Source organism: Vibrio sp. GJ43-1 (genome assembly GCF_055808835.1).
Genome location: NZ_CM147884.1, coordinates 509,838 through 528,946 on the forward strand (window position 1 = coordinate 509,838; position 19,109 = coordinate 528,946).

Below are 19,109 nucleotides of genomic sequence, written 5' to 3' on the forward strand. Positions count from 1 at the left end.
CGGTATAAAAAATCATCTAAGTTTAGGCGCAAAAAATTAACCTATTTTCCCTGTTTCTATTAGCTGCTGTAGTATAGGTCGGACGATTAATTCCATCGCGAAGCTCATTTTTCCGCCGGGCACAACGATGGTGTTATGACGTGACATAAACGACCCATCTATCATGGCAAGCAGGTAAGGATAGTCGACATTTTTAATCCCTCGTAAGCGAATGACCACAAAACTTTCATCAAGGCTTGGGATTCCCTTGGCATTGAGAGGGTTTGAGGTGTCGACAGTCGGAACGCGCTGAAAGTTAATATGAGTACGCGAAAACTGCGGGGTAATGTAGCTTAGGTAGTCATCCATTGAACGTACGATGGAGTCGGTTACCGCTTCACGAGAGTGGCCTCTGTCACGCGTATCACGAACGAATTTTTGAATCCACTCAAGGTTGACGATTGGCACCATGCCAATCAGCAAATCCACATGCTGAGCCGCGTTGATTGCTCCATCAACCACGCCACCATGTAGCCCTTCATAGAATAAAACGTCTGAATTTTCTGGTAGGTCTTGCCACGGCGTAAATGTGCCCGGCATTTGGTTATAAGGAACGGCTTCATCAAATGTATGTAGGTAACGTCTAAATTGCCCCACCCCGTTTTGTCCATAGTTTTTAAAGAAGGTTTCGAGTGCAGGAAAGTCATTCGCTTGGGGGCCAAAATAACTGATGTGCTTTCCTTGTTCTTTCGCTTTTCGGATCTCTACGTCCATTTCTGGACGCGTAAAGCGGTGGAAGCTATCACCTTCAATGAAAGCAGGCTTGATGCTCATCATATTGAACATCTTGCGGAACGCTTCTGACGTTGTTGTGGTACTGAGCTCCTGAGGAGCCAGTCACCGCGATAATCGGGTGTTTGGCTGACATAACACTTCCTGTGTAATTTTCTAGTTATTGTCTCTTCCTGTGTGTGGGAGAGAGTTATCGTGAAACTGATGCCGAGTCTTAAAGCTTAAATCTTTAAATCTTAGAGCTTAAACCATGGCGCCGCGATGTTAGCGCCAATGGGCATCGCTATCGTCGATGTGGCATTTTCTAATAATGAGAGGCTTACTATAGCACTTCATTACGTGACGCGTGTTCAAAGGCGAGACATTTACAGCGAGTGACGCAATTTGATGTCGACCGTTTCATGCAGTTCAGAGAAAACAATGACGGCTTCGCCTGACTCGAGCTGGCCTCTGACGTGCGCTAATTTGTCGGCGAGACTGAATTCGCTTTCACCGTAATCCGTTCCTTCACGCAGCACAAATTCTTGGATTAAGTTATCCAGTGTTTCAGGTGCGATTTGTTGCCATGGAATGATCATAAATACCTCTCTCTTTCATGATGGCGTGAGTATACCAGAGTTAGCGAGTTCTTAAGTTAAATCACGGCTCGGTGTGACTTGTAGGTGGTGATAGTACTTAGGTAGCACCTCCTCAAGCCAAAAGGTAGGCTTTAACCAACTGCCAGACAAAAAGCCAACATGACCGCCTCGTTCGAGTAAGTGATAGCTGAGGTGTGTGGGCAGTTCATAGCGAGGAATGACGTCATCGTTCATGAAAGGGTCGTCTTTGGCATGGATGAATTGAGTCGGAATCACGATGTCGCTCAACCGAGGCAATGCTGAGCATTGTTGGTAGTAATCGTCGGCGTTTTTAAACCCATGCAGTGGGGCGGTGATTAAATTATCGAACTCATAAAGCTTCGTCATGCCCCGGACGTGCTCAGCGGTGAGATCAAGAGCCTCGCTCAAAAGGTGTATTTTTTTTAACGCGTTCTTCTTTAATGAGGACACGAGATACTTACGGTAAACCTTTGAAAACCCTTGTTCGATACGTTTAGAGCAGGCCGCAAGGTCAAGGGGAGCAGAGACGATGGTCGCACTGGTCAGTTTGGTGTCATGCTTATAATAGGCAAGATAATTACTCAGCATATTGCCGCCAAGCGAAATGCCTACGGCAACCTTATTGGCATTTGGGTAACGATGTTCTAAAAGCTCAATGAAGTGTCGAGCATCGCCAATTTCGCCAGAATGATACGCGCGAGCCAGTCGGTTTGGTGTTGGACCACAGCCGCGAAAGTGCATCATGACTGCTAGCCAACCCTGACTGGCAAACGCGTGCATTAAGCCATTCGCGTAAGGGCTATCAAAGCTGCCTTCTAAGCCATGAAACAGGATGAAAATAGGTTTATTTTTGGCGCTTTCATGGTGTGGTTCTTCACTCCAAGCTAACTCGACAAAGTCACCATCTGGCGTATCGAGCGTCTCCCAGACAGGGGTGAATAGTGTACCTCGACGAATGAAGCGCGGAATTAAGGTCTGAATATGAGCGTTGCCAAGCCCTTTGGCGGCGATAAACGGCAGTAATTTTGGTGTGTTCATAGCGTAAATTCACTGATTGGATTAGATAATAATAGTGTCTTAAGTTTTTCTACGCCGACGTTAAGCTGTTCGATCGTTTGTGGTGAGCTTAACGAAAGGCGAATGGCGGGTGCCACTGTACCGCCCGGTGGCGCGAATAATTCCCCTGATTTTACAATCACGCCTGATTCTGCCGCTTTTTGTACAAACTCACTCAGTCGCCACTGTTCAGGTAGCGTCAGCCAAACGTGAAAGCCGCCTTGTTCGTAGCGAAGGTTAAATGCGCCAAGCACTTGGGTTGTCGCGGCCATTCGTTGGCGCATTTCGTTACGAATCATGACAATGTTGCGCTCTGCATCTCCGGATATCAACATTTCGCATGTCAAAGCAATCAGCAAAGGGCTGATCATCCAACTGTGGTTTTGCAAGGTGACGACCAATGGTGGGTAAAGTTTTTCTGGGGCGCAAAGGTAACCAACGCGAAGACCTGGTGCCAAACATTTTGAGAACGCACCAATATAAATGACATGGTCGGGTGCCAAGTTCACCAGAGGTTCTGGCGCAGAATCTAGCAATAATCCATTGATGTCATCTTCAATAATATAAACGTTATGCGCTTGGCAAATGGTGACGATAGCCTGTCGTCTCTGCGGTGACATAATGGCTGTCGTCGGATTTTGTAATGTCGGTGTTAGATAGAGAAAACGCGGCGAGTAGCGATTGCAGCATACTTCTAATGATTCGGGAGTGATTCCCTCATCATCCATCTCCACGGCCTTGAGTGTCAGCTGATTCTGCCGAGCAAGGCTGATCACACCGGGGTAGGTGTATTGTTCGACCAGCACGGTATCGCCGGGGCGTGTAAAGGTGTCTAGCACCATTTGGATGGCGTGTTGGGCACCAGAGCTAAACAGCAGCCTATTAACATCTAAGTGGACGCCTTTTTCTTTGAGCCACTGGCTTACGATGGTGCGATGGCTATCAAACCCAGCTGGTGGTTGATAGAGCATGAGTTGATTCAGGTGCTGGGGGGATTGACTAATACGCTGCATGGCCTGTTTCAACATATCACTGCGATCGAGGCGCGGGGGAATGTTGTAACTAAAGTTACACTCGCTCGCGTCGTCGGCGATCTCTTCAAACAACCAAGTTGGTTTGTTGTTATCCGTGACATAGGTACCCGCCCCGACTCGTGCTTCGACTAAACCTCGGCGTTCGACTTCCGCGTAGGCTCGGGTGATGGTGCCCACAGTAACGGATAGCTTGTCGGCTAACCAACGATGAGTAGGGAGCTTTTCATTGCTTTCAAGGCGGCCACTTTCAATCTTTTCACTGATTTGATCGGCGATCTGTTTATAGATCGGCACAGGATCTTGCTTGAGTACGGTAATATTTTCGATTGTCATGGTGACAATAAACCTTTTGCGTCGAGTTTAATCCATTGTTATGGTTATTTTGTCGGCTATTTTACATTTTATCAACACTTATTTGTAAAATTGTATCGGTACAATTTAATTTTGGATTAAGGAGAGTGTGATGGAGTGGTCATTTATTGTTTCTGTTGCTTTATTTGCAGCAGTCATGACAGGAACTCCGGGGCCAAACAACGTGATGTTGACCGCTTCTGGGGCGAATTTTGGTTATGTAAAAACCCTGCCGCATTGCTTGGGGATTGGCCTAGGACTCATTAGCTTGATATTACTCAATGGCGCTGGGTTAGGAGTGGTATTTACGAACTACCCTGTGGTCCAAACCTTATTGAAGTGGTTAGGGAGTGGCTATTTATTGTATTTGGCGTGGCGGATTTTATCGGCGGGGATCAATAAAACCGGTCAAGATGATCAAGCGAAACCGATGACGTGTCTTGAAGCTGTGCTGTTTCAATACTTAAACCCCAAAGCGTGGTTAATGTCGGTCACAGCGGTGAGTTCATTTTCATTATCGGGCGAGCACTATTGGTTTTCATTGTTGGCTATTTCAGTGATTTTTTTATTGATTCAACTTCAGACGTCATCGGTGTGGATTGGGTTTGGCACTGTGATTCGCCGCTGGTTGTCGACACCAATCGCGTGGAAGCGTTTTAACTCGAGTATGGCCATGCTGACGGCATCATGTGTGCTTTTTATTTGGTAAGACGTTTATTTGGTAAGAACGCGATTCGTTACGAGAACATACGCGCTAACAAAGCTCGTCGGGTTGGTAAGATTATTTGCGAGAAAAGTACACTGAGCACGGCGTAGAAAATATGGGGCTGAGATGCTCAGCACCGAGCTGTTGGCAATATTTACTGACTAAGGGTTGCTGTTGATTGGTGGTGAGGGTAAGTGAATTGACGCAATCGACAAGATCGGATTGCTGCTGTTTCTCTACGCTCAATTCAAAGGCGAGTGCTTCGCGATAGAGATTATCACTAACATTGTTTTTAAGCTGTCGACGCAGTCGGCGGAAATGATGAAGAAGCTGTTCGGTGCGACCCAAACAGCTTTGAATGAGGTGCCAATCTTCGGCAGCAAAGTGGCGCTGTTGTTCATCAAGCCATTTGAGCATCAACAGTAGGTTCACGTTGCCATGGTAGTGATTTTGGATAGTCAGACACGCCTCTTTTATCTCTCTCACACCATAGTATTGCAGACTAAACTGCCATAAGTGTTCGAGAGATAGATGTTCGAGGTGTGCTTTATCCATTATCCACAGAACTCCTGTTCCATTGCTTCTAGTTCTTCTTGAAGCCCCATCCACTCCATTTCAACCTCTTCAAGTTCAGATTTACTTGTGGATTGTTGTGCGAGTACTTTAGTCAGTTTAGCTTTGTTTTCGGCATCATACAGTGATGATTCGGATAATTGCGTTTCCGCCTCACTTAGCAGCGCGCTCAGTTGGTCCATTTTCTTTTCAAGCTTTTCAAGCTGTTTACGAATAAGCGCGGTTTGTTTACGAAACTCGGCCTCTTTGCGTTTTTGCTCTTTTTTTGATGCTGCGCTGTGTACGGAGGTTTTGTTTGGCTCGTTGTCTTGGGTTTCTTTGCGCTCAAGCTTTTGTTGCTCGGTTAGCCATTTATAGTAGTCCGTTAAGTCGCCATTGAATGGTGCAACTTGGCGATCATGGACTAAATAAAGATCATCGGTGGTTGCACGTAATAAATAGCGGTCGTGACTGACAATAACCATTGCCCCTTCAAAGGTTTGTAGTGCAAACGTCAAGGCTTGACGCATGTCTAAATCCAAGTGGTTGGTTGGTTCATCAAGCAGCAATAAATTCGGTTTTTGCCAGACAACTAAGGCTAACACTAAGCGCGCTTTTTCTCCGCCAGAGAATGGCGCCACTTTATCGAGCGCTTTTTCACCTTGGAAGCCAAAGCTGCCTAGATAGTCGCGAAGCTGTTGCTCGGTTTGGTTGGGCGCAATTTGCATCATATGCTGCAACGGCGTTTCTTCTGGATGAAGGGTTTCAAGCTGATGTTGGGCGAAGTAGCCAATTTTTACGCCTTGAGAGTAAGTAAAATCACCGCCTTTCGCGGCGAGCTCTCCAGATAGCAGCTTGATCAGGGTGGACTTACTCGGCGCCATTGCGACCAAGTAAGCCAATACGGCTACCCGGTACTAAATTAAGTCTAATCTTTTCCAAAATGAGGTTGTTGTCATAGCCTGCTGAGACGTCGTCCATCATCATAATAGGATTAGGTAGTGCGGCTGGCTCTCTAAATTCAAAGCTAAATGGGTTATCTAGCTGAGCAGGTAAGACTTTTTCCATACGCTCAAGCGCTTTAATACGGCTCTGTGCCTGACGAGCTTTAGAGGCTTTATAGCGGAAGCGATCGATGTAGCTTTGCATGTGCGACATCTGCTTTTTCTGCTTTTCAAACATCGCTTGTTGCAAGATGAGCTTTTGCGCCCGTTGCTCTTCAAATGAAGAGTAGTTGCCAGTGTATTCATTCAGTGCTTGATTTTCGACATGAATAATTCGGCTGACGATCGGATCAAGAAAGTCGCGATCGTGCGAGATCAGGATCAAGGTGCCCGGATAGTTTTGCAGCCAGCGCTCTAGCCACATGACGGCATCGAGATCCAAGTGGTTGGTGGGCTCATCAAGTAGCAATAGATCTGAGCGGCATAGTAGCGCTTGTGCCAGGTTAAGACGCATGCGCCAACCACCGGAAAACTGCGTCAGATTCCAGCTCATTTGCTCTTGGGTAAAGCCTAAGCCGTCCAGCAATTCTGCCGCTCGGGCGCGAATGCTGTAACCACCAATGACTTCAATTTTTCCGTGTAATTCAGCGACAAGGTTACCGTTGTCGGCTTGCTCGGCTTTTAGCAGATCTTGTTCTAATCCGCGGAACTCTCTATCGCCATCAATCACATATTCAATTGCGCTACGGTCTAGGGCAGGTGTTTCTTGTGCGACCCAAGCCAATTCCCAATGGGAAGGCTGATGGAACGTGCCCGCATCAATAGACAATTCATCTTTTAGTAATGCAAATAGAGTAGATTTGCCACAGCCATTTTTCCCAACGAGACCGACTTTGTCTCCTGGATGAATGGTGGCAGAGGCTTGATCGAGGAGAGGCTTTCCACCTCGAAGCAATTGAATGTCGGAAAAGGTGATCATAAGGCTATAACTAACGGTGAGTTTGAACTTTGGAATACTAGGGGCAAAGTGGATAAATGTCGATCATTATCCGTTTTGCGTTATGATGGATCAAACTTATAACAATTATCTTACTGCTAGGTAGTACAAGGAACGAATTCACGGAATGACGTCTTCACAAATAAGCTCAGTTCCCTCTCCGAAAGTTCTGGTCATTTATGCCCACCCAGAGCCGCAAAATTCGATTGCCAATCAAGTCATGCTTAACAAAATCCAATCGCTTGATAATGTGACGCTGCGTGATCTCTATGCGCTTTATCCTGATTTTTTTATTGATGTGAATGTCGAACATCAGCTGTTGCTTGAGCACGATGTCATTGTCTTCCAGCATCCTCTTTATATGTATTCATGCCCCTCATTACTCAAAGAGTGGATAGATCGTGTCTTGGGTAAAGGCTTTGCGTTTGGCGATGAGTGTGCGTTAGAAGGTAAATATTGGCGCAGTGTGATCACTGCAGGAGGCAAGGAAGAGGCTTTCAGTCAAACGGGGTATAACAAGTATCCTCTTGAGCAAATTTTGCAACCTTTTGAGTTATCGGCGGCGCTTTGCAAAATGCACTGGGTAGAGCCTTTGGTGTTGTATTGGTCGCGGCGAGTCGATGATATCGAGCGCTATCAGCATGCCGATCAGTATCGACAGTGGCTGACGAACCCTTTGGGCAATGCGCATATTCTTCCTAGCTATTTATTACCGGAGGACAAAGATGGCAGCGACGAGTGATCTTTTGCAAAACAGTGTCATCTTTTTATCGGCAGCGGTAGTAGCAGTGCCCATTGCCCAGCGGTTTGGCTTGGGTTCAGTTCTAGGGTACTTGTTGGCTGGAGTGGCCATTGGTCCTTGGGGGCTTGGTCTTATTAGTGATGTTAGCGAGATCTTGCACTTTGCTGAATTTGGCGTAGTACTGCTGCTTTTTCTGATTGGTTTGGAGCTCAACCCCAAAAAACTCTGGCAAATGCGAGTACCCATATTGGGTTTAGGTGGGGCGCAAGTGCTGCTGACGACGTTGGTATTATCCGCTATTGCTTCTCTGTTTGGACTAAGTTGGCAAACCAGTTTAGTGATTGGTATGGGATTAGCGCTGTCATCGACGGCGATTGCTCTCAAGGTGATTGAAGAGCAAGGGCTAGCGGGTGGCGAAACCGGACAATCGGGCTTTGCGGTGTTGCTATTTCAAGATATCGCAGTGATTCCGATGCTGGCGTTATTACCCTTGTTGGTCGGTAACACATCGGGCAACTGGGCGGACATTGCGTGGATGTTGGCTGGTGTGATTGGCTTGCTGGTGGCGGGACACTTTTTAATTCGCCCTTTATTTCGCTATGTCGTGATGAGCGGTGTACGAGAGTTGTTTACGGTCGCAGCGTTACTACTGGTTGTTGGCATTGCCGTATTTATGCAAAAGCTGGGGTTGTCGATGGCGTTGGGTACGTTTTTAGCCGGCGTTTTATTGGCAGAAAGCGAATATCGCCATGAGTTAGAAATTGCTATTGAGCCATTTAAAGGTTTGTTACTAGGTTTGTTCTTCATTGCCGTGGGGATGGCGGTTAACCTTGGACTGTTGGTTTCAGAGCCGTTTAAGGTCTTGTTAGCCGTGACTGCGCTGGTGGTGATTAAAGGCTTGCTGCTGTATGTCTTAGCGCGTTTGTTTGGCACTCGCCCTAAAGCGCGCAGTAAGATGGCGGCGATTTTGAGCCAAGGCGGGGAGTTTGCTTTTGTTATTTTCACTGCGGCAAGTTCTCAAGGTCTATTGTCGAGAGAAGAGTCTGCGTTTCTTTTGGTCGTGGTGAGTTTATCCATGGTTACAACGCCACTGTTATTGATGGCACAGAAAAAGTGGTTTGAGAAATCGTTAAATAATACCGAAGAAGCGTCTATTGAAAGTGATGTCCATGATAGACAGCCTCGCGTCATCATTGCTGGCTTTGGGCGTTTTGGGCAGATTATTGGCCGATTGATGTACGCCAACAAAATCAAAATTACGGTTTTGGAAAGTGACGCTAGCCAGATTCATTTGTTACGTAAGTTTGGCTACAAAGTGTTTTATGGTGATGCGACACAACTTGATTTGCTGCGAGCGGCAGGTGCGAGCAGTGCTGAGGCTATTATTATCTGTACCGATTCTCCTGAGGAGATTATGGAGGTGGTCGATATTTGTCATGCCCATTTCCCTAAACTCAAGGTACTAGCGCGGGCACGCAGTCGTGTTGAGGCGTATCAATTAATGAACCATGGCGTCACTAATTACTCGAGGGAAACCTTTTTAGGTGCCCTTGATTTAGGTCGACAAACACTCATTGAGTTAGGGTTTCACCCTTATGAGGCTAAGCGCGCAGAAGCACACTTTAGAAAGTTGGACAATGCGATGCTTAAAGAGCTTCTGCCACTGCATAGTGAAGATACGCAGCTGGCTCAGCGCTCTAAAGAAGCTCGTAAAGAGTTAGAAGAGATTTTTGGTAGAGAAATGGAAAATGATCGCCAATCGAGAAGTTTTTGGGATTAGCCCCAGACTTTTGGTATTAGCGCTACAGTTAGGAAGCAAAATGAAGCAGATTAAAAAAGATTTATCGCAGGAGCGAATTGCCCAAAGTGTAGCACTCAAGACAGTTTACGCTGGTGGATTGAAAATAATGTTGAATGGGTAGAGTGTGTTGAGTGCGAATTTCTAGAGCAGCGCACACCACAATCGGTCGAAAAAAGTGAGCGTGGTGAAGAAGCATTAATTGGCATTTTTAAGCCTGAGTGATTGAGTTTCTCAATTTCATCCCCATAATGTGCACATAAGCCGCACAAGCGGTGATTATTTTGTGAGGCATAGCCTCAAGTGCCAATCCTTTGGAGTTCACATGAAAATTGCTAAGAACGTAGTCGTGAGTGTCGCGTACCAAGTAAAAACTGAAGACGGTGTTGTTGTTGATCAATCAACAGTTGAAGCGCCTCTTGATTACCTTCACGGTCACAATAACCTTATCGTAGGTTTGGAAAAAGAGCTAGAAGGCAAGGAAGTCGGTAGCAAGTTTACTTCTGTTGTTGCTGCTGAAGAAGCATACGGTGAGTACAATGATGCGCTAGTACAACGCGTTCCTGCAGACGTATTCCAAGGCGTTGACGTGATTGAAGTTGGTATGCGCTTCCTAGCAGATACAGATCAAGGTCCTATCCCTGTAGAAATTACGGAAGTTGACGGCGACGAAGTTGTGGTTGATGGCAACCATATGTTAGCTGGTCAAACGCTAACTTTTGATGTGGAAGTGGTTGCACTACGTGAAGCGACAGAAGAAGAAGCGGCGCACGGTCACATTCACCAAGAAGGTGGTTGTGGACACGATCATGACCACGATCATGAAGGCGGTTGCTGTGGTGGTGACGAGCACGGTGAGAAAGCTGAGAAGAAAGATGGCTGCTGCGGTGGCGGTGGCTGCGGTTCTCACTAATAGCAAGAGCTGTTATTGAAAATATGATTTTAAAGGCCTCCTTCACGGGAGGTCTTTGTGTTTTTATCGCTTTATTTAGCTGAGAGCAGACAAGGGACGAGAGAATGACAAAGCCTTTTTCTATTGCGATTCATGGTGGTGCGGGCACGATTCTTAAAGAACAGATGTCTGCGAAACTTAAACGAGAAATTATTGAAGTATTGTCAGCATCCGTTAAAGCGGGGGAACGAGTTCTATCCTCTGGTGGGGATGCGCTTGATGCCGTGGTGGAAGCGGTAAAAGTGATGGAGGACTCACCTCATTTTAATGCAGGGAAAGGCTCGGTACTGACTCACAATGAAATGGTTGAGATGGACGCTTCTGTCATGCATGGTGCGGAAATGGATGCAGGTGCCGTCGCTGGTGTGCGTCATATTCGAAACCCTATTGAGCTAGCTCGCGATGTCATGCGCGATAGTGACCATGTTTTACTTATCGGTGAAGGCGCTGAAAAGTTTGCGTTTGAGCATCAGCATCCCTATACCGAGCAAGATTATTTCTTTACTGAGCGTCGCTATGAACAATTACTTTCCATGAAAGAAAAAGGTTTGTTTGCGTTGTCTGAGTCGAAGTACCCAGATGACAAAAAATACGGCACAGTAGGGGCGGTGGCGCTTGATAGCCATGGCAACCTTGCTGCGGCGACCAGTACTGGTGGGGTCACGAATAAGAAATATGGCCGTGTCGGGGATACCGCGATTATTGGCGCGGGTACTTTTGCTGAAAACAATAACGTAGCAGTATCGACGACGGGAATGGGCGAATACTTTATTCGTAAGACGGTAGCTGAGTGATGTCGCAGCGCGTATGCGGTATTTAAACGAAGATGTCCATACTGCCTGTGAAGTGATCATTCAAGGCGAACTCAAGACGATGGGCGGAGAGGGTGGCTTAATTGCGATGGATGCACAGGGCGATATTCATTTTGCGATGAACAGTTCTGGAATGTATAGAGCCTCCATTGATACTAAAGGTGAGTTGACGGTCAAAATCTATGCTGATGAATAAAAAGGATTTTTAGGTTCTAGCTTCTGGACCCTAGGAACCTTTGTTGTTAAGCATCGAAATTACTTGCTTATTTTCCGTTCTTTCTATAACATTCGCGGTCCTTAATTCTCGGTCTTATTTATTCGTTCCTTGCTTCCTCTGGACGACCGAGCCACTCGTGGAAGCTAATAATCCGTAAGGAGCAACCTATGCGTCATTACGAAATCGTATTCATGGTGCACCCTGATCAAAGCGAGCAAGTTGCTGGCATGATCGAGCGTTACACTGGTTCTATCACTGAAGCTGGCGGTACTGTACACCGTCTAGAAGACTGGGGTCGTCGTCAACTGGCTTACCCAATCAACAAGCTTCACAAGGCGCACTACGTTCTTATGAACGTTGAAGCACCTCAAGAAACTATTGATGAACTAGAAACTGCTTTCCGTTTCAACGATGCAGTTCTACGTAACATGGTTATGCGTACTAAAGCGGCTATCACTGAGCCTTCTATCATGCTTAAGCAGAAAGAAGAACGTGCAGAGCGTGCTCCTCGTCGTGAAGAGCGCAGCGAAGCTAAGCCAGAAGCAGCTGCTGAGTAATTTTTTGCTTGACCGTTGTCTCTGCCTTTAAGGTTTAGATAGGTCATCAAGAATACTCAACATTTGGTACAAGGTAGTGACATAGCAATGATAAGAATACGTTCTTATCACCATCTGAAAAGTTGGACCGTTATGTAACTTACCGACAACAGACTTAATTTAAGATCAGGAGATAGCCCATGGCTCGTTTCTTCCGTCGTCGTAAATTCTGCCGTTTCACTGCAGAAGGCGTACAAGAGATTGACTACAAAGACGTAGCAACTCTTAAAAACTACATCACTGAAGCTGGTAAAATCGTACCTAGCCGTATCACTGGTACAAGTGCTAAATATCAGCGTCAACTAGCTCGCGCTATCAAGCGTTCACGCTACCTAGCTCTACTGCCGTACACTGATAAGCATCAGTAATCGGCACCGTTTATTTAGATAGAGGATTAAACAATGCAAGTTATTCTACTTGATAAAATCGGTAACCTAGGTGGTCTTGGCGATACAGTTAACGTTAAATCTGGTTACGCTCGTAACTTCCTTATCCCACAAGGTAAGGCTGTAATGGCAACTAAGAACAACGTTGAGATGTTTGAAGCTCGTCGTGCTGAACTAGAAGCTAAAGTTGCTGAGCAACTAACTGCTGCTGAAGCTCGTGCTGAAAAAGTTAACGCTCTTGAAGCAGTTGTTATCGCTTCTAAAGCTGGTGACGAAGGCAAACTATTCGGTTCTATCGGTACTCGTGACATCGCTGATGCAATTACTGCAGCTGGCGTTGAAGTGGCTAAAAGCGAAGTTCGTCTTCCTGAAGGCGCTCTACGTAACACTGGTGAATTCGAAATTAGCGTTCAACTTCACTCAGAAGTTTTCGCTACAGTAACACTACAAGTTGTTGCTGCTGAGTAATCTCAGTTAAGACACCGATAAAAACACCAGCCTCGGCTGGTGTTTTTTTATGTCTGAAATAAATGAAGGCAGTGACAAAGGTTGGAGTTAGAGGTTAAGCGACGACTAAAAGTTAAGAAAATGCCAGAAGCCGAGATAACACTAGAAATTAAATAGTAAATTTACGGTAAAGATAGAGTCTCTTTTGCTTAAATCACCAGGCACTTGGTCATGATATTTGCTGCTATATGCCACTTTAAGCGCAATGGTCTCAGTGATATCGTTGGTGACGTTTAACTCCGTATCAAAACGGGTATTACTTTTACCCGCAATCACCGTGAGCTTACTGCCTATTGTTAGGTTAGTTAACGGCTTCCAGAGAACATTAACGTTGCCTCGAATGATCGCTTCGCGCACCACGTTGGGAAAGACAATGTCTTTATCGCCAATCTCGTCAATGTTAGGTTCTTGGTAACGAAAACCCGGACCGATTTCCGTCTCCAATAGTAGCGTTTCGGTGTTCGTGATCTGATAACCCAAACCACCAGAAACGGTGTGGTCTTCATAATAGGAGCTATAAAGAGACGTGAAGCCGTTATAGTTTCCGTATAAATAGGTTCGTTGGCTTAACTTATAGTCCGATTGCAGCATGTAGTTCTGCTGATTTTTGTCTTCTACATCGTCTTTATACAACTGATAGTACTTCCACTCCCCACTAGTACGGTGGCGACCTTCGGTATATTCTGCCGCGACTCGAGCGTTCAAAGAGCGTGAGTCGGTATTACCTGTGTGCGCTTGAAAGCCAAACTCTACTTCGGACTTTAATGGTGACGGTGGTGTGTCTTCGCTATCGCTCGATGGCAAAAATTCTTCAGCAAAGGCTACTGGCGATGCGAGTAAGACCAAGCTAAATAGCAAATTCTTTGACACTGAAACCTCACGACGATGAAAAGGGCTAGGATTATAATTGTCGTATATTCGGTCATCGTCAACGACAGGTCAATTGTTGATTGACGAATCTCTCTGTTCATAGCACTTTCTTTGCTTTAGCCATCTTTCATTTCGCGTATAATGAAGGGTCTTAGTGTGTTATCGAGTAAAGTCATGGCGGATATCCGAAATCAGAATGGTAAAGATGCTCAGGTGGAAGCAATTAAGCTCCCTCCTCATTCATTGGAAGCAGAGCAGTCAGTGCTGGGTGGTTTGTTATTAGATAATGAACGCTGGGACACGGTCGCTGAGCGCGTGGTGACTAAGGATTTCTATAGCCGTCCTCATCGGCTGATTTTTGACGGTATCAGAACCCTTTTAGAAGAGAGCCAACCCCTAGACTTGATTACGCTGTCTGAGTTTTTAGAGCTGCGTGAACAACTTGAAGATGTGGGTGGTTTTGCTTATTTAGCCGATTTAGCTAAAAACACACCAAGTGCGGCTAACATCAATGCCTATGCCGATATTGTGGCAGAGCGCGCTTTAGTACGTAATTTAATTGGCGTGGCGAATGAGATTGCGGATGCGGGCTACGATCCGCAAGGGCGTAGCTCGGAAGATTTGCTCGATCTTGCTGAGAGCAAGGTCTTTGCGATAGCAGAAGATCGCACCAACGAGAATGAAGGCCCGCAAAACGTCGACAACATTCTCGAAAAAACACTCGAACGTATCGAAATACTGTACAAAACGCCGCAAGATGGTGTGACAGGTGTAAATACCGGTTATGACGATCTCAATAAGAAAACGGCTGGTCTACAGGGTTCGGATCTCATTATTGTTGCGGCGCGTCCATCGATGGGTAAAACAACCTTTGCGATGAATTTATGTGAAAATGCCGCGATGTCTCAAGAAAAGCCAGTGCTTATTTTCTCTCTAGAGATGCCTGCAGAACAAATTATGATGCGTATGCTTGCGTCATTGTCTCGTGTTGATCAAACCAAAATCCGTACCGGACAGCTAGACGATGAAGACTGGGCAAAAATTTCCACCTCCATGGGCATGCTCATGGAAAAGAAAAACATGTTTATTGATGACAGCTCAGGTTTGACACCAACCGAAGTACGATCGCGAGCGAGGCGTATTGCGCGCGAAAACGGTGGGTTAAGTCTTATCATGATCGATTACCTGCAATTAATGCGAGTCCCTTCGCTGTCGGATAACCGTACACTCGAAATTGCGGAGATTTCTCGCTCCCTGAAGGCGTTAGCCAAAGAGCTCAATGTGCCTGTTGTTGCGCTTTCTCAGCTGAACCGTTCCTTGGAGCAGCGTGCGGATAAGCGCCCTGTAAACTCGGATTTGCGTGAATCGGGTTCGATAGAGCAAGATGCGGACTTGATCATGTTTATCTATCGAGATGAAGTGTATCACCCTGATAGTGCACTAAAAGGAATTGCTGAAATCATCTTAGGTAAGCAGCGTAACGGTCCTATCGGTTCCATTCGACTCACGTTCCAAGGGCAGTATTCGCGGTTTGATAACTACGCAGGCCCTGCGTTTGATGAAGAGTAGGGTTGAACGATGAGTTATATGAAAGCGGCGACGGCGCATATTGATTTATCCGCACTGGCACACAATCTGAATTGCATTAAACAGCAAGCGCCTAACAGTAAAGTAATGGCTGTAGTTAAAGCTAATGGCTATGGACATGGTCTGAAACATATTGCGAAGCACGCTAAAGGTGCCGATGCTTTTGGTGTTGCGCGCATTGAAGAGGCGCTACAATTGCGTGCCAGCGGTGTGGTTAAACCTATCTTGTTATTAGAGGGTTTTTACTCACCTAGTGATTTGCCAGTTCTCGTCACCAATAATATCCAAACCGTTGTGCACTGTATTGAGCAATTGGAAGCGTTGGAACAAACGGAATTAGAAACTCCTGTTATGGTGTGGCTGAAAGTTGATAGCGGTATGCATCGACTTGGCGTGCGTGAAGAGCAGTACCTGGAATTTGTTGAACGTCTGCACGCTTGCAGTAATGTTGCCAAACCACTGCGTTATATGAGTCACTTTGGTTGTGCTGATGAGCTGGATAAAACGGTGACAACGGAGCAGATCAACACGTTTTTGTCTTTGACGGAAGGGTGTAATGGTGAGCGTTCCTTGGCGGCTTCGGCGGGTTTGCTTGCGTGGCCAACAAGTCAACTTGATTGGGTTAGACCAGGTATCATTATGTATGGCGTCTCGCCGTTCGGTGAGCGAACCGCTGAAGATATGGGTTTTAAGCCCGTCATGACGTTAAAGTCACACCTTATTGCGGTACGTGAAGTGAAGCAAGGGGAGAGCGTAGGTTATGGCGCAAACTGGACCAGTGAACGAGACACCAAAGTGGGTGTGATCGCGATTGGTTATGGCGATGGTTACCCTCGTATGGCGCCAAATGGCACTCCTGTATTAGTGAATGGCCGCAAGGTGCCAATTGCTGGACGTGTCTCTATGGATATGTTGACGGTAGATTTGGGGCCAGAAGCATCTGATTGTGTTGGTGATGAAGCAATATTATGGGGTGACGCATTACCATCCGAGGAGGTAGCGGAGCATATTGGCACGATAGCGTATGAGTTGGTGACCAAGCTAACGTCTCGAGTTGAGATGAGTTACTCCTCCGATAAATCGCACCTTTAATCGACGTCCCTCACCAACGCTAGGTGAGGGAGCATCATTTTTGGGTATTAGCCTTATCGGTCACCCATATTCTCCCCAGTTGTAGACATATCATTCTAAGTACGTTTGCCCTTGTAACGTGGCAATAATACGTCGTTCACCACCATGATCCCTGTGCTCCCCTAGGTAAATACCCTGCCATGTTCCTAGAGCTAAATAACCCTGACTGATAGGGAGCGAAATACTGGCTCCAAGCAGTGCACTTTTTATATGCGCAGGCATATCATCACTCCCTTCATAAGTGTGCTCGTAGTAAGGGGCGTCTTCCGGCACATAGCGATTGAAGTGGCGTTCCATGTCTTTTCTTACGGTGGGGTCGGCATTTTCATTTAAGCTTAAACTTGCCGAGGTATGCTGGATGAATAGATGTAGTAAACCTACAGAGTAGCCTTGAAGTTGGGGTAGCTGTTGTTTAATTTCATCAGTAATGAGGTGGAAGCCTCGAGGTTTTGCTCGGATAAGTAGGCTCTGCTGTTGCCACATAGACTGTCCTGTGTATTATTGAGGATTGATAGGTCGAGTGCATAAAATGTATTGCTTATATTGTGAACCGTTACGTGACTTAACTCAAGGAGCGTGCTGACGCTCTGGTTCATAATACGACCTGAAAGTTTATTACTAAATTTAAGCCATCGATTTGTAAATGGCAGAGAAATTTTGCTGTGAGTCGCGTGACGTTTACGCGCCCCAGCTATATTTAGATTTACACGTTTTATTTTCGCTAACCGGGGGTTCCTTTTCCTTGGGGGGATAGGGAACAAAAACCGACAAAAAATTGGGATAGAGACCATGTTGAAAAACATTAATCCAACGCAAACTGACGCTTGGAAAGCACTGACAGCACACTTTGAATCTGCGCAAGATATGGATATGGCAGCGTTATTTGCTCAAGATGCAGAACGCTTCAATACATTCTCTACAAGCTTTGGCTCAGACATTCTTGTTGATTACTCTAAGAACCTTATCAACGAAGAGACCATGAAGCACCTGTTTGCTCTCGCTAACGATACTGAGCTAAAAGCGGCAATCAGTGCGATGTTCTCTGGTGAGGCTATCAACCAGACGGAGGAGCGTTCGGTACTTCACGTCGCGCTACGTAACCGTAGCAACTCACCAATTATGGTGAATGGCGAAGACGTCATGCCTGCAGTGAATGCTGTGCTAGAAAAAATGAAAGGCTTCTCTGAGCGCATTATCTCAGGTGATTGGAAAGGCTATACCAGCGAAAGCGATCACAGACGTGGTGAATATTGGTATTGGTGGTTCAGATTTAGGTCCGTACATGGTGACAGAAGCGCTGTCTCCTTACACTAACCACCTCAACATGCATTTTGTTTCTAACGTCGACGGTACACACATCGCCGAAACATTGAAGAAAGTCGATCCTGAAACCACGCTTTTCTTGGTTGCATCAAAAACATTCACTACTCAAGAAACCATGACGAATGCACATTCTGCACGTGATTGGTTCTTGGCAACTGCAGCAGATGAAGCGCACGTCGCGAAGCATTTCGCGGCACTGTCTACCAACGCAAAATCAGTTTCTGAGTTTGGTATCGATACCGACAACATGTTTGAATTTTGGGATTGGGTTGGTGGTCGTTATTCACTATGGTCGGCAATCGGTCTATCTATCATCCTAGCGGTTGGTTATGACAACTTTGTTGAGCTTCTTGCTGGTGCTCATGAGATGGATAATCATTTTGCTAACACTGAACTAGAAAATAATATTCCAGTTGTACTTGCTCTGATCGGAATTTGGTACAACAACTTTCATGGTGCTGAATCAGAAGCGATCCTACCGTACGATCAATATATGCACCGTTTTGCTGCTTACTTCCAGCAAGGCAACATGGAATCAAATGGTAAGTTTACTGACCGCAATGGTGATGCTGTCGATTACCAAACGGGTCCAATCATCTGGGGCGAGCCTGGTACCAATGGTCAGCACGCATTTTACCAGTTGATCCACCAAGGCACGAAGCTTATTCCTTGTGACTTCATTGCACCTGCGAACACTCACAATAAAGTTAGCGATCATCATCAGAAGCTGATGTCTAACTTCTTCGCTCAGACGGAAGCATTGGCATTTGGTAAGTCTAAAGAAACCGTGGAAGCTGAGTTCATCGCAGCAGGTAAAACAGCGGAAGAAGTGAAAGATTTAGTTCCATTCAAAGTGTTTGAAGGCAACCGCCCAACGAACTCAATCTTAGTGAAGCAAATCACACCTCGCACGCTAGGTAACCTAATCGCGATGTATGAGCACAAAATTTTCACACAAGGTGTCATTTGGAACATTTTCAGTTTTGATCAGTGGGGCGTGGAACTGGGTAAGCAACTGGCTAACCAAATCCTTCCTGAGCTAGCTGATGATAATAATGTGGATTCACACGACAGCTCGACAAATGGCTTAATCAACGCATTTAAGGCGTTTAAAGCTTAGTGATTACGAGGCATTAGATCGAAAAAGGTGCCATATCGGCACCTTTTTTATTGTTACG

The 19,109-nt window shown here is 46.0% G+C and carries 16 protein-coding genes and 4 pseudogenes; 12 read left to right on the forward strand and 8 right to left on the reverse strand.

Translation table 11 applies throughout. The annotated features are described in order from the left end of the window. Positions 1-36: 36 nt before the first annotated feature. The 4 genes and pseudogenes from AC0L66_RS02500 to AC0L66_RS02515 form a co-directional block, all read right to left on the reverse strand. Positions 37-907, reverse strand: a pseudogene (locus tag AC0L66_RS02500) (phosphoribulokinase). Between the two features lie 229 nt (positions 908-1,136). Then, positions 1,137-1,349 carry a YheU family protein gene (locus AC0L66_RS02505; protein ID WP_250617910.1) on the reverse strand — a complete coding sequence of 71 codons (213 nt, stop codon included), beginning with the start codon at positions 1,347-1,349 and terminating at the stop codon, positions 1,137-1,139. Positions 1,350-1,400: 51 nt separating this feature from the next. After that, entirely contained in the window at positions 1,401-2,408 is a 1,008-nt protein-coding gene (locus AC0L66_RS02510) for a hydrolase (protein ID WP_265676872.1), read from the reverse strand. Then, a complete protein-coding gene (locus AC0L66_RS02515; RefSeq protein ID WP_473568312.1) occupies positions 2,405-3,793 on the reverse strand; it encodes an aminotransferase-like domain-containing protein in 1,389 nt (462 codons plus the stop codon). Before AC0L66_RS02515 ends, AC0L66_RS02510 begins: the two co-directional genes overlap by 4 nt. Positions 3,794-3,923: 130 nt before the next feature. Between AC0L66_RS02515 and AC0L66_RS02520 the strand changes: the two genes are divergently transcribed. Continuing rightward, the gene (locus AC0L66_RS02520) at positions 3,924-4,520 is read left to right on the forward strand and encodes a LysE family translocator (protein ID WP_265676870.1); all 597 of its coding nucleotides are present in this window, start codon (positions 3,924-3,926) and stop codon (positions 4,518-4,520) included. 72 nt (positions 4,521-4,592) lie between these two features. Here AC0L66_RS02520 and AC0L66_RS02525 read toward each other — a convergent pair whose 3' ends face one another. Next, positions 4,593-5,072, reverse strand: a complete 480-nt coding sequence (locus tag AC0L66_RS02525; RefSeq protein ID WP_265676869.1) for a TIGR02444 family protein — start codon at positions 5,070-5,072, stop codon at positions 4,593-4,595. After that, positions 5,072-6,992, reverse strand: a pseudogene (locus AC0L66_RS02530) (ABC transporter ATP-binding protein). Before AC0L66_RS02530 ends, AC0L66_RS02525 begins: the two are co-directional and overlap by 1 nt. Before the next feature lie 145 nt (positions 6,993-7,137). On the opposite strand from AC0L66_RS02530, the gene kefG reads away from it, so the two are divergent. The 8 genes and pseudogenes from kefG (at position 7,138) to rplI (ending at position 12,981) form a co-directional block, all read left to right on the forward strand. Next, positions 7,138-7,752, forward strand: a complete 615-nt coding sequence (gene kefG / locus AC0L66_RS02535) for a glutathione-regulated potassium-efflux system ancillary protein KefG (protein WP_265676867.1) — start codon at positions 7,138-7,140, stop codon at positions 7,750-7,752. Continuing rightward, a complete protein-coding gene (gene kefB, locus AC0L66_RS02540) occupies positions 7,736-9,532 on the forward strand; it encodes a glutathione-regulated potassium-efflux system protein KefB (protein WP_473568315.1) in 1,797 nt (598 codons plus the stop codon). The genes kefG and kefB overlap by 17 nt, the downstream gene beginning before the upstream one ends. Positions 9,533-9,595: 63 nt before the next feature. After that, positions 9,596-9,775, forward strand: coding sequence for a YheV family putative zinc ribbon protein (locus AC0L66_RS02545; protein WP_473569176.1), 180 nt, complete (start codon positions 9,596-9,598; stop codon positions 9,773-9,775). Between the two features lie 100 nt (positions 9,776-9,875). Further along, the gene (slyD, locus tag AC0L66_RS02550) at positions 9,876-10,463 is read left to right on the forward strand and encodes a peptidylprolyl isomerase (RefSeq protein ID WP_428754042.1); all 588 of its coding nucleotides are present in this window, start codon (positions 9,876-9,878) and stop codon (positions 10,461-10,463) included. Between the two features lie 104 nt (positions 10,464-10,567). Continuing rightward, a pseudogene (locus AC0L66_RS02555) lies at positions 10,568-11,510 on the forward strand (isoaspartyl peptidase/L-asparaginase family protein). A 188-nt stretch (positions 11,511-11,698) separates the two neighbouring features. Beyond that, a complete protein-coding gene (rpsF, locus tag AC0L66_RS02560; RefSeq protein WP_250617921.1) occupies positions 11,699-12,088 on the forward strand; it encodes a 30S ribosomal protein S6 in 390 nt (129 codons plus the stop codon). A gap of 179 nt (positions 12,089-12,267) precedes the next feature. Then, positions 12,268-12,495 (forward strand): 30S ribosomal protein S18, encoded by a 228-nt coding sequence (rpsR, locus tag AC0L66_RS02565; protein ID WP_000090472.1) that lies wholly within the window; start codon positions 12,268-12,270, stop codon positions 12,493-12,495. A 33-nt stretch (positions 12,496-12,528) separates the two neighbouring features. Then, the gene (gene rplI / locus AC0L66_RS02570; RefSeq protein ID WP_265676863.1) at positions 12,529-12,981 is read left to right on the forward strand and encodes a 50S ribosomal protein L9; all 453 of its coding nucleotides are present in this window, start codon (positions 12,529-12,531) and stop codon (positions 12,979-12,981) included. 141 nt (positions 12,982-13,122) lie between these two features. Here rplI and AC0L66_RS02575 read toward each other — a convergent pair whose 3' ends face one another. Next, complete coding sequence (locus AC0L66_RS02575) at positions 13,123-13,890, reverse strand: DUF481 domain-containing protein (RefSeq protein ID WP_265676862.1); 768 nt, start codon at positions 13,888-13,890, stop codon at positions 13,123-13,125. 174 nt (positions 13,891-14,064) lie between these two features. On the opposite strand from AC0L66_RS02575, the gene AC0L66_RS02580 reads away from it, so the two are divergent. Both AC0L66_RS02580 and alr read left to right on the forward strand, forming a co-directional pair. Beyond that, positions 14,065-15,459, forward strand: coding sequence for a replicative DNA helicase (locus tag AC0L66_RS02580; RefSeq protein WP_265676891.1), 1,395 nt, complete (start codon positions 14,065-14,067; stop codon positions 15,457-15,459). Positions 15,460-15,468: 9 nt separating this feature from the next. Beyond that, positions 15,469-16,569 carry an alanine racemase gene (alr, locus tag AC0L66_RS02585; RefSeq protein WP_265676861.1) on the forward strand — a complete coding sequence of 367 codons (1,101 nt, stop codon included), beginning with the start codon at positions 15,469-15,471 and terminating at the stop codon, positions 16,567-16,569. A 90-nt stretch (positions 16,570-16,659) separates the two neighbouring features. On the opposite strand, the gene AC0L66_RS02590 is transcribed toward alr, so the two are convergent. Further along, positions 16,660-17,091 (reverse strand): secondary thiamine-phosphate synthase enzyme YjbQ, encoded by a 432-nt coding sequence (locus AC0L66_RS02590; protein ID WP_265676860.1) that lies wholly within the window; start codon positions 17,089-17,091, stop codon positions 16,660-16,662. Positions 17,092-17,397: 306 nt separating this feature from the next. On the opposite strand from AC0L66_RS02590, the pseudogene pgi reads away from it, so the two are divergent. Further along, positions 17,398-19,051: pseudogene (gene pgi / locus AC0L66_RS02595) on the forward strand (glucose-6-phosphate isomerase). The last annotated feature ends 58 nt before the right edge of the window (positions 19,052-19,109 follow it).

Bases quoted from the DNA above. Each gene is read 5' to 3' on its own strand.
- AC0L66_RS02525 (WP_265676869.1), bottom strand. From the start codon at position 5,072: ATGGATAAAGCACACCTCGAACATCTATCTCTCGAACACTTATGGCAG.
- slyD (WP_428754042.1), top strand. From the start codon at position 9,876: ATGAAAATTGCTAAGAACGTAGTCGTGAGTGTCGCGTACCAAGTAAAA.
- AC0L66_RS02510 (WP_265676872.1), bottom strand. From the start codon at position 2,408: ATGAACACACCAAAATTACTGCCGTTTATCGCCGCCAAAGGGCTTGGC.
- rpsR (WP_000090472.1), top strand. From the start codon at position 12,268: ATGGCTCGTTTCTTCCGTCGTCGTAAATTCTGCCGTTTCACTGCAGAA.
- AC0L66_RS02520 (WP_265676870.1), top strand. From the start codon at position 3,924: ATGGAGTGGTCATTTATTGTTTCTGTTGCTTTATTTGCAGCAGTCATG.
- AC0L66_RS02515 (WP_473568312.1), bottom strand. From the start codon at position 3,793: ATGACAATCGAAAATATTACCGTACTCAAGCAAGATCCTGTGCCGATC.
- AC0L66_RS02580 (WP_265676891.1), top strand. From the start codon at position 14,065: ATGGCGGATATCCGAAATCAGAATGGTAAAGATGCTCAGGTGGAAGCA.
- alr (WP_265676861.1), top strand. From the start codon at position 15,469: ATGAGTTATATGAAAGCGGCGACGGCGCATATTGATTTATCCGCACTG.
- kefG (WP_265676867.1), top strand. From the start codon at position 7,138: ATGACGTCTTCACAAATAAGCTCAGTTCCCTCTCCGAAAGTTCTGGTC.
- kefB (WP_473568315.1), top strand. From the start codon at position 7,736: ATGGCAGCGACGAGTGATCTTTTGCAAAACAGTGTCATCTTTTTATCG.
- rpsF (WP_250617921.1), top strand. From the start codon at position 11,699: ATGCGTCATTACGAAATCGTATTCATGGTGCACCCTGATCAAAGCGAG.
- AC0L66_RS02505 (WP_250617910.1), bottom strand. From the start codon at position 1,349: ATGATCATTCCATGGCAACAAATCGCACCTGAAACACTGGATAACTTA.
- rplI (WP_265676863.1), top strand. From the start codon at position 12,529: ATGCAAGTTATTCTACTTGATAAAATCGGTAACCTAGGTGGTCTTGGC.
- AC0L66_RS02590 (WP_265676860.1), bottom strand. From the start codon at position 17,091: ATGTGGCAACAGCAGAGCCTACTTATCCGAGCAAAACCTCGAGGCTTC.